Annotated in this window: 8 protein-coding genes; 4 read left to right on the top strand and 4 right to left on the bottom strand. The window is 38.8% G+C overall.

The window, feature by feature from the left end; all coding sequences use genetic code 11:
• Window positions 1–87: 87 nt before the first annotated feature.
• The 3 genes from KO525_RS10025 to KO525_RS10020 all read left to right on the top strand — a co-directional run bounded on the left by KO525_RS10025 (window position 88) and on the right by KO525_RS10020 (window position 1,706).
• Window positions 88–816 (top strand): DUF1080 domain-containing protein, encoded by a 729-nt coding sequence (locus KO525_RS10025; RefSeq protein WP_252736835.1) that lies wholly within the window; start codon window positions 88–90, stop codon window positions 814–816.
• A gap of 18 nt (window positions 817–834) precedes the next feature.
• Window positions 835–966 carry a hypothetical protein gene (locus tag KO525_RS19805; protein ID WP_256448314.1) on the top strand — a complete coding sequence of 44 codons (132 nt, stop codon included), beginning with the start codon at window positions 835–837 and terminating at the stop codon, window positions 964–966.
• A 155-nt stretch (window positions 967–1,121) separates the two neighbouring features.
• Window positions 1,122–1,706, top strand: a complete 585-nt coding sequence (locus KO525_RS10020) for a gluconate 2-dehydrogenase subunit 3 family protein (protein WP_215963668.1) — start codon at window positions 1,122–1,124, stop codon at window positions 1,704–1,706.
• Window positions 1,707–1,912: 206 nt separating this feature from the next.
• Here the strand turns inward: KO525_RS10020 and KO525_RS10015 are convergent, their stop codons facing one another.
• The 3 genes from KO525_RS10015 to KO525_RS10005 all read right to left on the bottom strand — a co-directional run bounded on the left by KO525_RS10015 (window position 1,913) and on the right by KO525_RS10005 (window position 8,755).
• Window positions 1,913–3,682 carry a VCBS domain-containing protein gene (locus KO525_RS10015; protein WP_215963667.1) on the bottom strand — a complete coding sequence of 590 codons (1,770 nt, stop codon included), beginning with the start codon at window positions 3,680–3,682 and terminating at the stop codon, window positions 1,913–1,915.
• An 85-nt stretch (window positions 3,683–3,767) separates the two neighbouring features.
• Entirely contained in the window at window positions 3,768–5,306 is a 1,539-nt protein-coding gene (locus KO525_RS10010; RefSeq protein WP_215963666.1) for a VCBS domain-containing protein, read from the bottom strand.
• A 38-nt stretch (window positions 5,307–5,344) separates the two neighbouring features.
• Window positions 5,345–8,755 carry a TonB-dependent receptor domain-containing protein gene (locus KO525_RS10005; RefSeq protein ID WP_215963665.1) on the bottom strand — a complete coding sequence of 1,137 codons (3,411 nt, stop codon included), beginning with the start codon at window positions 8,753–8,755 and terminating at the stop codon, window positions 5,345–5,347.
• A gap of 917 nt (window positions 8,756–9,672) precedes the next feature.
• Between KO525_RS10005 and KO525_RS10000 the strand changes: the two genes are divergently transcribed.
• On the top strand, window positions 9,673–12,495 hold the full coding sequence (locus tag KO525_RS10000) for an Ig-like domain-containing protein (protein WP_215963664.1): 2,823 nt from the start codon (window positions 9,673–9,675) through the stop codon (window positions 12,493–12,495).
• Between the two features lie 138 nt (window positions 12,496–12,633).
• Here KO525_RS10000 and KO525_RS09995 read toward each other — a convergent pair whose 3' ends face one another.
• On the bottom strand, window positions 12,634–14,142 hold the full coding sequence (locus tag KO525_RS09995) for a sulfatase (protein WP_215963663.1): 1,509 nt from the start codon (window positions 14,140–14,142) through the stop codon (window positions 12,634–12,636).

Here is a 14,142-nt window from a genome sequence, read left to right as displayed (position 1 = left end):
TCGTTTATGGCAGTTAAGATATGCTGGACAGTTATTTTAGTCTGTGTATTTAGGCTGGGGGCTGTTGTATTTAGACTGGAGTTTGGTTTGAAAAAATTTATAGATAAACAGAAATTAGCAGTTGGCTGTGTTTTATTATCAGGATTGCTCATAGGTTGTAGCAGTAATAATTTAAAGGCAAATAAAACGCTATTGTTAGATAAGGATTTAAGCCATTTTGATAATGTCTACTCATATGGGCAAGCTCGATTTGTTGAAGGGGAAGTGTTATTACAATCCACTCAAAACTGGTTTTTTACAACAAAAAAAAGCTATCGGAATTTTATCCTTACAGCAGAAGTTTTGATGCCTAATGTCAAAGAATATAGTAATTCAGGTATTATTTTTAGAGGACAAATAAAGGAAGGGGATAACGGCAAATATGTAGTGGGTTATCAGGCGGAAGTAGATCCTAGTCCACGTAAATGGACTGGTGGTTTTTTTGATCAAGGTCGTCGGAAATGGCTACACCCTGTGCACTCTAATCCAAAACGGTCGCAGCGCGATAGTGATTTTATTAAGTCGTTTATTCCGCAATGGACTGAAAAACATATGTCTGCATATAAACACCTTGATTGGAATTCGATCCGAATCGAATGTGTTGAAAGTGAAATTAAAATTTACATCAATGATGTGTTAACAACTCATGTAATTGATATCAAAGATAAAGTAGGCGTTATTGGTCTGCAACATCATGGTAGCAAAAAGTTACTTAAAACAGGCACTACGGATAACGTCGTTCGATTTAGAAATGTTGAGATTACCGAACTAAATTGATCCCTCGGATAAAGTATCTTGAAAATTGAACTAAAAGATAAGTTAAAAGATAAGTTAAAAGATAAGTTAAAAGATAAGTTAAAAGATAAGCTAAAAGATAAGCTAAAAGATAAACCAACTAAGCGCGATATAAAAATCGTCATGAGTTAATGTTTGTACTAACTAAAAATTGGCGGAAATAGCTCTACGAATGTGATGAAGGGCCAATGTGATGAAGGGCCAATGTGATGAAGGGCCAATTTGATGTACTGGATATCCGAGGTATCGATGATAGAACGCCAGTTACGAATTAAAGAGAGGATAAAATGACAAAAGAATGTGTAAATATAAGCCGCAGAATATTTATCGGCTCTAGTTTGCTTGTGGTTTCAGCTCCATTACTTGCTGGCATTTCAAATCCTACTAACGCGCTGTTTGAAGTCACGAATGATGGCCAATTTTTTACAGCAGAAGATATGACCACCTTAGTCGATGTCGCTGAAATCATGATCCCAGAAACAGACACTCCCGGTGCGACAGATGCGCAGGTGATCCCTGTTTTGGACGGAATGATGATAACTTGGGCCGGTAAAGAAACAAAACACCAGTTTCGTATTTTGATAAGTCAAATCGAGAAGCTAGCTGAGGACACTTTTAGTGCGCCTTATAAACAGCTGCCGTTTGTCGATCGTTTGTCTTTAGTCAAACTTATGGACAGTAGGGCATTTGCTGATGCGAATACCCCCTTGTCAAAGCGTTACCGTAAATTAAAAGAGATGATATTCCAGATCTATTATTCATCTAAAGAGGCAAATCCTGACTTTATGTTAATTCCAGGTGCCTATCGAGGTTGTGTCACTGAAAAAGATATAAAGCGATTTCAAGCTCAGGGGCGTGTTGATTATTTGTAGTTATAATTAACGCTCCACCTGGCCGTAAATCGGTCACATATAGATTGAGCAAGCGCCTACGGGCGCTTTTTTATTGAGTTAGGTCAGAGTAAACTATATAGATAAAACATATTAAATAAATTCAATTACTTCTGTTTTATTTAGTGACAGAAAATAAAAAGCGCTACAAAAGTAGCGCTTTAGTTATGAGAATAACTTCTACAGGTTTATGGTTTGGTCAATGGAATTACCAGTGACGCTGAATTAGCTGTAGAGCCGTTCGAACCTGAAGTATACAGTTTGTCATAAGTAAACTCTTTACCTTCTAAAAACTCGTTATCATCTGAGCTTTCAAATGTTTCGCTAAATACCTCGGTATTGCCAGCAACATCAGAATAGAGTGTGAAGTCGTCTATTATGAATGGAGAGCCTCCTTTAGTTTGCACATCGAAGTAACCAGGGCCGTTGTTTTGAAGGCTACCACCAACGGTCATTGACGAGAAGGTATTGTCTTCATTAATTGTCATCGCATCAGAGGAAATCGGATTGCCATCAATATACAAAGAAAGTAAAGCAGGTGTACCCGCTGAACTATCCCAAGTGAACTCCACTAAAAATGGTTTACCTTTCTCAATTGTATTATCTAATGTGTGGTATTTACCATTACCTGTTTCATTATTCAAACGTAACTCACCATTGGATCTCACCGTTAAAGCAAGATAAGTCCTATGTAGCTCCTTGCCTTTCCATTTGCTACCACTAAATATCAATTTTACATCTTTTGTTGATTCGTTGGGATACTCACCAATAAAAGAGGCTTTTCCTTGAACAGCTGTTAAGTCCTGTATATCAATGGCCCATTTAGCATCTTTTCCATCAGAGCTCCCTAGATGGGCTGCTAAATTACCGCCGACAAGCGGGTTAATATTAATAGGAATAGTTGCAGTTGTGCCATCTGCTGACGAAATTGCTAGCTCATCAATCAGTGGATCGGGTAAAGTTACACCGTCTCCTTTGTGATTTTTAATTGCATCAAGTTCTTCATTTAATGTATACGTCCATGAACCAGACTCATCTATTGAATAGGTACCATATGTCGACGTAATATCCGACATTACTTCAAACTTTTCTTGTTCAAAGTTGGGGTCAGTAATAATTAGCATCCCATCTGCATTGCCAGCATTTATATTAACAAATACATCTGGGTTGCGAACCGGCTCTTGACCTTCTTCTGGTTCGACGTCTACCCCACCTGGAATACCGTCGATATCAGCATCAATTAGCTGAGAACCTAAAACTCGGATTGTTACAACCTGCTCAGTGCCATCTAGTGACTTAATAATAAAAGTATCCTCCACCGATGGAGGAGTGTCAGTATCTTCAACATAATTTAGTGCTTTAACTGCTTCAATACTTTCATCTAAATCATACATCCACTCACCCGAGACCGAATCAAACGTAACTGCACCGTAATTTGCAATAGGGGTTTGATCGGGTGCAAAGCTTGCTTCTGCAGGGTTATCATCTTGTACTGTGACGGTTGCATTGGCATTACCATCATCATAAACAACAGAATAGCTCAAAGCTCCGCTAAATGTAGCAGGAACGTCAATACCAGCGACCGAAATAGAGATGTTTTCGGTCGTACCGTCAGCTGTAGTAATGGTAAAAGGTGACTCGACTAGTGGGTCCATTGCCGCGCTAACAAGCGCAATAATCTGTTCATTAGCGGTATCGATTTTGTACTCCCACTCACCGGCAGCATTAATGGAAAATGTTCCATACAGTCCAGTGGTGGTGGATGGATAAACTAAAGATTCACCTGGGTTTACGTCATTTACGGTCAAAGTTCCTGTCGCATTGGCCGCTTTTGTTGCTGTACCTGTTTTGTCACCTGTTATGTCGGCAGGGGTTGGCGTTGATACGCCAGATTCGTCATCACTGCTACATGCACCTAAAGCGGCGATAATTGCTAAAGTTAGGAATTGTTTTTTCATTATTGTTTTCCTTCTTACGATTTCTTTTCTAATCACAGGGGAAGTAAATCTCCCCTGTGTTTAATGAATGGTTTGGTTTTCGTTATTACAGATCACGAACTACTGAAATATTGTCAGTCGTGACATTTTGATAACGAGGTTCTCCAGACGCTTTTACCGGGTCACCATCACTGTTATTAGAAAAGCTTTCTTCAAAGTCAGGAGTATCAAACTTTATATCAGCATCTATGTTTTTGTAGAATTTAATGTCATCAATTAGCATTGCGCCAACACCGCCGTTATCGACATTTTTTCTTACATAGAAACGAGCTTCATCAAGGCATTTGTATAATGAGCTTCCAGCCACCGTTTGGGCCACTATTTTTTGTTTTGGATCATCAGGAATCGCACCATGTTGTGAGGTTGCTACTGAATCGTCAAAAGATAATGTGATATAAGATAAGTTTGTTGCAGTACTAAATGTCCAAGACATTACAAGCTCGACCCACTCGCCTGGAATGAACATTTGATCGAACACGACTTTTTCGGTTATGAACTGATTGTTTTCATCTTTTGCGTAGTCTGCCGACCCATTTTGATAGTTTCCACCCGGACTTATTTCAGCAGACCACATTTCAAATAGCCCTTCGGGCTGCATCCAAAACTGAGCTAGCCTTCGGTTATCACCACCACCATCATTGTTACCATTCCATCTGCTACAGGTAAAACCAAAGTTGCCATATGTCGCTAAATCGTCTGTTACTTTAGCTCTAAATGTAATTTTTCCATCATTAACATCCTCAGGGGTCAAGCCTCCGTGGAGAAAATCAATTGCAAAAATGCTGGTTTGATCAGTTTCACTAGGAATTTGAACAGCAAAATTTAAAGGCGCACCGGTAATATTTACTTTAAACTCAACTTCAGTACCGTCTGCAGAATAAATGGTAAAAGTTTCGTCCGTTGCGTCTTCCGGTGTTACTAAGGTCTGTAAATCAGGGTGTCTTTTATCTAACTCATATTCCCAACGACCATCGGCATGAATTATAAAAGTTCCATATTTTGCTACAACTTCATAACCTACTTCATCAACAGGTTTAAACATAGACTGTTCGAAATTTTCATCATAAACTTCGGCTTTTCCAAAGGCGGATGTTTCGGTCAGAGATACGTTGGCAACTGTTGCTCCCCGAAATTCAGCGGGGCTATCAGCAGGTGTGCCGTTAATGATGATGTTTAACTGTGAAGTTGTACCATCAAGAGACGTCAAAGTTATCGAATCGGTAAGAGAGGCCGAAGGATTACCCTGCAGTGCCGCTACCTGTGGATGAGTTTCATCCAAATCGTAAGTCCATACACCGTCACCTTCTTTTGTCATTATAAAAGTGCCAAATTCAGCTTCAGGAATTAAGCTGTAATCGGGATCAGCTTCTCCATAGTTAACGTCGGTGACACCAATTACTCCCGAAGCAGAACCATGGCCGAAAGTTATTTCAACGTCTAGGCCTTCGCCAGATGTGCCGTCAAAACCTAATTTAGTTGTAAACTCGTTATTAAAATCAGCAGGTACTTTTTTTGCTTCGCTGTTGTCTAGGTCGCAACCCGTTAGGCTGGCAATCATAGACAAAACTAAGATTTCTTTTTTCATGTTAATTGTCCTGTAAATATTTTTCGTCTTATGATTGCTTAGAAACTGTAACTTAAACTAGCAGTATAGATACGCCCGGCGTAACGAATTCGACTGATGGCGTCTTCGTTACCACCTATGTATTCATATTCCTGACGGTTATTTAGGTTGAATGCTCGTAAGTTGAAATTAAACCCTTTTGCAAACTTGTATGACGCGGATAAATCGAGACGACCACCTGAGGTTTGAGTACGGGCATCACTTCCAAGGAAGTTTGTAACGCCGTCGGTACTTAAAAGTTTTTCATCTTGCCAGTTATAAGCCAAGCGAAGGCTGAAACCATCGTTCTCGTAATACCCAATTAGATTTGCTGAATGCGGTGCAATACGAGTCATAGGCGCACCTTCGCCTTCATCTAAGTCAATTTTGGTAAAGTTAAATACGCCGCCAAATCCGTTCCAAGGGTAAGGTAAGAAGTCAAGCTTTTGCTGAATCGCAAGTTCATATCCTGTAACTGTGATTGGAATATCGCTATTGAACGTTTCTTTAATTGTGACTTTACGGTTAGTAAGAATTTCGCCGTCGTCAGTTTCAAATTCTCCGATTTCCTGGCATAGACCTGAAGAAGAGCCATCGTCGATGTGCTCTAACTCGCCAACGTCCCACTTTTCGTGTTCACCTACAGGACATATGGTTTGGGTTTGAATTTTACCTTCAATGTCTTTAACAAACATTCCGATTGAGATGGCAGAACCTTCACGATTATACCAAGCTAATGATAAGTCATAGTTTTGTGCGGTATAGGGCAGAACTTCCGCTTTTGCATTTTCTAATTTAACCGTAGAACGGCCGTTGTCATTAATTGGGCTTGGGGTTTGAGACAATAAATTAGGTCTTACAAGCGCCTTTGAATAAGCAGTTCTTAAAACAATGTCTTCTGATAATTCAAAGGCCGCGTTAAATGAAGGTAATGTATTTGCGTAATCAGTTTCGACTAATACTGCGATACCTTTTCCTTCATCATCAAATCCCTGACCAATAACGTCATTAGTCGTTTCAACGTAACGAATACCGGCGTTACCTGTGTATAAAATGTTACCGATTTCACCTTCAAATTTACCCATTAAATATACGGCGTTTATCGCTTGATCGGCATAAAAGTTATTCCGATAAAACTGGTTTAATCCATAAGCTGGCGATGTAGTCGCATTTTCTAACTTAACTGGAAAACCTGTTGGATCGGCAATATCGTAATTCTCGACAACTTCGCCTGTTTGTGGATCATAAGGGGTCATATCTTGTTGAACAATAGTCGCTAAATGTTGTGAATCTAGTACTGACCAACCTGCATCTGAACCATAATGACCAGCATAGTCACCATTAAAGTAGACTGTTTGTTCATCAGAAGATAATTTTTCTTTGTATAGGACATCGCGGCCTATTTGTGACAAGTTCATGCCGCCTCCGCCAACACGAAGATCTTCAACTTGTAGTGTTTCACGAGAATGACGCGCACCAAACTTTAAGCTGGTAAAAGAAAATGCACTAGTGCCAATTTCTAAATAACGTTCAAAATTAAGTTCACCGGACTCAAACTCTCGAATCGGACGTGTAACCCGACCATTAACATAGTAATCTAGTGACTTGCCACCAAACTTGGCGATAGCATCAGCTCTTGCTTGGCTTTGAGCGGCGCGTTCTTCGATTTGTTCCGGCGTTAATGCTGCTTCTTGTTCGGGAGTTAAAGCAATTGGAGCGGCTGGAAAATAACCCGCTGGGAAATCATTTAAATCGCCCTGATTGATTTTAGGATCTAATCTACTGCCAAAACTCGTAAGTGGAACTGATTCCCAACCATTGCCAAAGCGTTTCCACGCGTTGTCTCCAAGATCATATATAAGTTCGCCTGTTTCTGGATCAACTTGGCTGAAAATGCCGTTAACATCTGAATAAAGATAATCGTCATATCCACTAATACTTGCAAAGGCATTATTTAAGTTACCGTTACCCGTATTAATGACCCCGTTGATACCTGTTGGCGAGAAGTTAAGTCGCTCACCACTGTCTAAATCGGTATAGTACTGATTATTACGTTTGTTGGTATGTCTCAAGTCTAAGCCAGTCAGAATACCCTCACTTTCCGCCTCTGAGACGCTAATCGTACCGTCAATATGCCAATTGTCGGTGAGGTAATCTGCATATAGAAAAATTCCTTTAGCTTCTTCTTTACTTGATGATAAACGATTAGATGGAGTCCAGGACACGTTCGTCATTTCTGCATGAGTCACGGCATAGACAGGAATTGTTGCTAAGTCTGGGTGGTGTAATCCTTCAACATAGTCCGGATTAGCGTTATTGCTCAATTGAATAGGCGCTCCGATTGGAATTACTCGTTGCGTATTTTGGTTGCCATTATTATCGTTACTATCAATATAAAACTGCACATCTTCCATATTACTTTCACCTAAATCTCGTTTTGTGAAAAGGAAGTTTGCACCGATCTTAAATGCGTCTGTTGGCTTAAATTCAATATTACCAGTGGCTGAAATACGGTCTCCACGGGAATTTTCGGTAACTTGACCAGCTTTGCCTATGACTTTTACGATGGCAAGTGGATCGGTAATGCCATGTTGAGACTTGTAGGCATTTAAGTCGTCGGCTGAAATAAATGTTGTGTCTTTAATTGAATTATTATCTACGGTATTTAATGAAGTATATTGCGTGAAATTTGCCGTATCACGACGAAAGTTTTGTTCTGAAGCTGAAACTTTAAATGCTACTGCGAGCTTGTCTTTGATCAGATGCTTAGAGGCTGAAAACTTAATTGTCTTATCCCAATTATCTGCGAGTTCCTCATATCGGCTTCCAACGCTAAAGGAATATTGTCCGTCCTTTTTACCGAGCGCTCGTTGTAACTTTTTGTCTACGATACCGCCGATACCACCTTCTTGCATGTCAGCAGTAGGGGCTTTAATAACTGTAACGCCATCAAAAACACCGGCCTCAAAAGCGCCAAATGGATTTGAGTTTCCAACTATTCCTTGGCTACGACTAGGTGTTGCAAAAGATTGACCTTCAGCCGTTACTTTTGCATATCCACCTGGTAATCCACGTAAATTAATTTCTGAATTTCTTGAGCCATCGTCAGTATTAAGTTGAATACCTGGAATCGCCTGTAATGCTTCCCCTAAATCAAGGGCTGGCAAACCGTCAATATCCTCGGCAGATATAGCGTCTACAATCGAATCCGCCTCGCGCTTGGTATTAAGAGCATTTTCGAGTGAGTCCCGAATGCCTGTTACCTCAATAACTTCTAAATCTTTAGATTCTTTATTTTTGCTGTCAATGGCGGCCTGAATTTCCGCAGCTAAAATTGAAGGTGCAAACAAAGTCATTAAAACACCTGTTGAATAGCCGAGTAGTTTCGACTTGTGTTTAACATTTGTATTACTTGTTTTTATTTTTCCCATGAGCTTCTCGCCTGTGATTGGAACTAATTTTATTTATAATTTTTATTGTGCAACAACCAAACTACATTAGTGGTCATAAATAATCAATATAGCTCATAAATTAACTTAATTTGTCGGGTTAATTAATTTTGTCTTTAAACAGTAGAAAAAAAATTAATGAAATGACAGCTCCTATAATTAGTTTTTACCAATCGTTTTTTAATGTCTTGTTTTTTTAAGTTGTTGATTTAACTTAGTTGTGCTGTGTTTTTCTTGTGTTGTGTTGAGTGTTTCTTAACCATTGGTGGTCACGGCATACATATTTTTCATGTTGAATTTAAAACTTATTGCACTCGAAATACCGAGTTTAATTAAATTAAAAACGTAATTAAAAAAGTAAAAATGGTAACTCTAGTTTGTGCTTAAACCATGATTAATTGTCGTTGTAAACCGCTGTTCTGTAGGCCGCTACTACTTTTCAAATGGGATTTTCTTGTTTAAGTTTATGTATTTAAAGTGTTTATTTTCTTGTTTGTTAATGGCAGAACTAGAAGCTGTTTTGTATTTTTATCATATATCACTCACCAACACTTGTTTTAGTGACTGATATGATCTCAAATGGTTTGTAATGATTTATTTTGACTGTTAGTGTCATTGTACATGGTGGTAAAACAGTTCGAATTAAAATTAGCACATTTACAGGGGGCTAATAGTCGAACATTGTTGCTGTTATATAGCGATAACTGGTTTAACCCCGTTTAACACAATATAAAAATGATAATAAATGAGGTTTAATAGTGAATAAAATTAAAACGTATATAAGCCGGTTGATAGAATTTAAACGGTCGCCGACAAAGAATTTGGCTATATTTAACTCTGTTTGCACTGTTCTTTTTACTTTTTTTGCAAAGCTAATAAGTCTGTTTTCAGGTTCGTTGATGTTAGCTTCTTTACAACTTAACGCTGCAGTGACATTAGAAACTCAAGTAAAAATTGCCGATAATGGGTTATATTTTGATGGCGTCGATCTTGACTATGGAAATGTACATACTGCAAATACTGGTGATAAATATGATTTTTTCTTTGGACGCAGTATTTCAGCGCATGGAGATGCGGTTAAAAGCTATAAACACTATGTATTTATGACCTGGTACCGTGGCGGTAAAGATGACCGCCACGTAATGTTAACTAGGCTTAATACTGTAACCGGTAGCACAGTAGACATTGAATTTCCGCACCAGCACACCGGCTTCAGGGGCGATCCGTTAATTGGTGAGTCACATAATACGATAGGTTTGGCTGTTAGTCCTATTAACGGAACCATTCACATGGTCTATGACATGCACGCCTATGATGACAATAATCATGATGGCAAATTTAAAGATGATTTCTTTCGCTACTCATACAGTGTTGCAGGTACAGCAGATGTTGCCGATGGCGATTTTACATTAGATAAATTTGTTAAAGATACAAGTGCTGTTAGTCAAGGTGAGAATGATTACAAACACCTTTCTATGACGGGCGACATTGCTGATAAAGCAAACTTTGCCCGTCTGACATATCCCAAGTTTTTTGCGACCTCAGACGGTACGTTATTGCTCTATATGCGCTTAGGAGGCAACAACAATGGGGCTTATTTGTTTAACCGTTATAATGCTGAAACAGAAACCTGGTCTACATTTACAAAATTTAATTTAAACAATCAAAAAAATGCGGGGAATGAATACAATTGGGGCCTGTATGGCAACATGAAGTATTTGAACGGAAAACTTAGAGTTGGTTTCCAGCAAAGAAGTAGTGACAACGACGATAAATATAAATATCAAAATGGTGTTTATTATGCGTATTCTGATCATCCTGAAGGTTTTGGAGAATGGTTCAATCACAATGGCGACCCAATGACTTGGCCGTTAGTTAACTCTGATGAGATAAAAGTTTTCGAGCCTGGTGATTATATATCTCATGAACAACCTAACTCAGTCTATATTGTTCAAGATTTCGATTGGACGGTAACAGCTCGCGGTGATATTCATATAATCAGTTTAGTGCAAACCAATAACTCTTCTTCAGAAGCTGCCGAATTTGGTTTTTCTGATATCCCAAAAGAAAAAGTCTATATCCATTCTTATAAACCTTCCGGATCGGATAAGTTTATTATCGACACAAATTTTGTTGGGGCCTCATCGATTTATACAGCTGGAGACAATATATATGTCATTGGACTTAGCGGAGGTCGACCTTATATTGAAGTTGCAACAGGCGGTACAAATAAGTTTACTCGAGTTTATGAAGCAACAGACGGACCAACGTTTGCTCATGGAACCATCTATATTAAGGATGGAAAAGTTTATTACTACTTAATGGAAAAAGGGGTGGGTAATTCTCTCCCACTTTATATCCAAATTATTGACCTAGATATTTCTCAAGTAAGCGTGAACTTTGAAAAAACGGAAATAACATTGGTTGAAGACTATTCCAACATATCATTATCGGCAATGACTTCTGTAACCGATCCCGCGCGATATGTTGAAAGTGTGGCTTTATATTTAGATGAAGAACTTATATCAACATTGAATACCGCTCCTTACACATGGACACAAAGTACCTTAGCGTTACAAAATTTAACGCTAGGCTCTTATGAAGTGAAGGCTGTAGTTGTTGATAATGTTGGTGATACATCTCAAGCATTTATGACGGTAAACGTTGTGGAGTCAGCGCCAACCGTTGCATTCTTAACTACCAATATCACCTTGTTAAAAGAGTATGACAGTGTCGACATTAACGTTATTGCTGATACTCCTAATGATACGCGTACTATTTCGCAGGTTAGCCTTTATTTAGATGAAACGTTGATATCAACAAAGAACACAGCGCCATTTAAATGGTCATTCGAAGAGCCTAACCTACAAAATTTAAGTGTCGGCTCATATGAGTTAAAAGCCATTGTTAAAGACAGTGAGGGAGAGACTGCGGAAACGACGATGTCTTTGACTGTTATTGACCCAACTCCGATTGTCACTTTCCCACAGGACATTTACACAATGTTTGAGGGGTATAATAGTTTTTCACTTAGTGTTAATGCCTCGACGCCAGTCTTAGGACGAACTATCGAAAATGTGGAACTGTATGTCGACGATAATTTGATTCGCAAGGAGGCTGTTGCTCCGTACGAGTGGGGGCACTCTGCATCGCTTAGTGAAGAATTACTCAATTTTTCAGTCGGTTCTTATACTATTAAAGCTGTGGCAACCGACAGTGAAGGCTTAATGGCAGAAGCTTTAGCTAATTTAATTATTGAAGAAACTATTCAGGCACCTTTAGTTAGTTTTAATGACTCAACACAAACAGTTGAGGAAGGTTATGATAGTTTGACCATTGACGTTACAGCGTCTTCACCAATGAACACGCGCTCTATAAAGCAAGTCGCTCTTTTTGTTAATAATGTAGAAGTTTCAACGCTGACTTCGGCCCCGTATCAGTGGACACAAACTGATTCTTCATTAACAGACTTACCCGTTGGGTCTCATGTGGTGAAAGCGGTAGCAACTGATAATTTAGGACTTACAGCGGAAGTGACCATGCAAATTATCGTAAAGGAAAAAGTTGTGCAATCACAAAAGGATGACCTCGAAGATAAACCAAAGGACAGCGACAGTTCTGGAGGCTCCACAATGCCATTTATATTGTTTATGCTTGGATTATTTGCAGTATTGAGAAGAATGATAATGCAACAGCATCTTCAGAAATTTAAAGATAGGTAGACTTTTTAGAATAACTAAATATCGCAGTTAAATTTTTGTAATTAAGTAGTTGTTATAGTTTCTATCATTAATTTAATAAGCCTTTGTCATACAAATGACAAAGGCTTTTTGTTTTTGAGTACATTAATAAAAGGGACTTTAATTCCGTTGATTTAGGAAAGAGGGCCGTTGCTTAACTTCATCCGTTCTAGCTTGTTCATATTTTTTAATGTACAAATCCGTTTTTTCGCTAAGTGTTTTTAACACGTGCTGATATTTCGGATCGTTTGCTAGGTTAGTTGTTTCATCAGGATCGTTTTTCAGATCGTATAACCGCTCATGATTTTGCTTATGGAAGTCGAAATATTTCCAATCTTCAGTTCTGACACCTACAACGGGTGGAATGAACACGCGCTTAGGCTGATACATATGCTCAAACATAAACTCGGTACGCCAGTCTTGTATTTCATCACTGTCATTTAACATAGGGAGTAAACTTTTCCCTTGGTATGTTTGTGGTGCATCAACGCCGGCCAAACTTAAAATCGTTGGTGCGATATCGATATTGAGCACCATCTTTGTGATTTCTTTTGCTTGATCTTGTTTATTACGAGGGTCGTAAATGATGAGAGGGACACGTAGATCTTCTTCCCAACCAAACCATTTTCCAGCAAGTTGACGTTCATTTAATGCATACCCGTTATCGCCGGTATAAATGATAATTGTATTGTCTGCCATGCCAGTCTCTTCTAGTTTTTGGATCAACATACTTACGGCCTTATCGACGCTACTGATAGCTCGGTAATGACGTTTGACCATTTTTTGGTACATGGCTTCGTTGCTGAAACGGTACTCCCAACGAACGCGGCCAATCGATAATTGTAAAAACTCGGGTAACTGTTCAAAATATTCGTTGTCAGATAATTTTGCAGGTGGAATAGTGACATCTGAATAGTAGTTTTCAAATTCAGGCGGGTAGTGGAATTGATCTTCTTTATCTTTGTCTAATGCATGGGGGTTCCAAAAGTTTACCGACATTGTCCAAGGCTGGTTTGTATTTTTGGATTGTTCGATAAAATCTTTGGCCAACTCAGCAATGTAATAAGTCTGTGGCAAATTTTTACCTTTAAACTCACCTGTTTTCTCGTGCAATAGCGGTTTAAAATAGTCAAATCTATCTTTATGTTGACCTGACATGTTGATTTCATATTTACCCACAAGTGCCGAACGATAGCCGTTTTTCTTCAATATTGCGGGGTACATATTGGCCGATTCCACTTTTCCTGTTTTTGGGCGACTGAATGTGAAGTCGTGCGTCCGTTCTGTTAACCCCGTTAAAATACTAATACGGCTCGAAGCACAAATTGGTGTCGTAACAAAAGCATTCTTAAAAACAGTGCCTTGATTTGCAAGTTGGTCGAGTGTCGGGGTTTTTATAATAGAGTGATATTTACCAATTAGATCCCAACGATGATCATCGGCAAGAATAAATAGTATGTTCGGTTGTTTTTGATTATCTTTAGTGTTGACTGTATTTTTAGCGTCGGAGTTAGTATGTGTTGTTGAAGAGTAACAGCTGACTAACGCTAAGGCTGTTAATGTTACACAGCTTATTTTGAGTAATCCTTTCTTAAAGTGAATTACGGGCTTTTTTGTTAATTTATACAT

It is taken from the genome of Psychrosphaera sp. B3R10 (genome assembly GCF_018861025.1).
Taxonomy (GTDB): domain Bacteria; phylum Pseudomonadota; class Gammaproteobacteria; order Enterobacterales; family Alteromonadaceae; genus Psychrosphaera; species Psychrosphaera algicola.
Note: the sequence above shows the minus strand (reverse complement) of the source record. Positions and strands in the feature narration are given on the sequence as shown.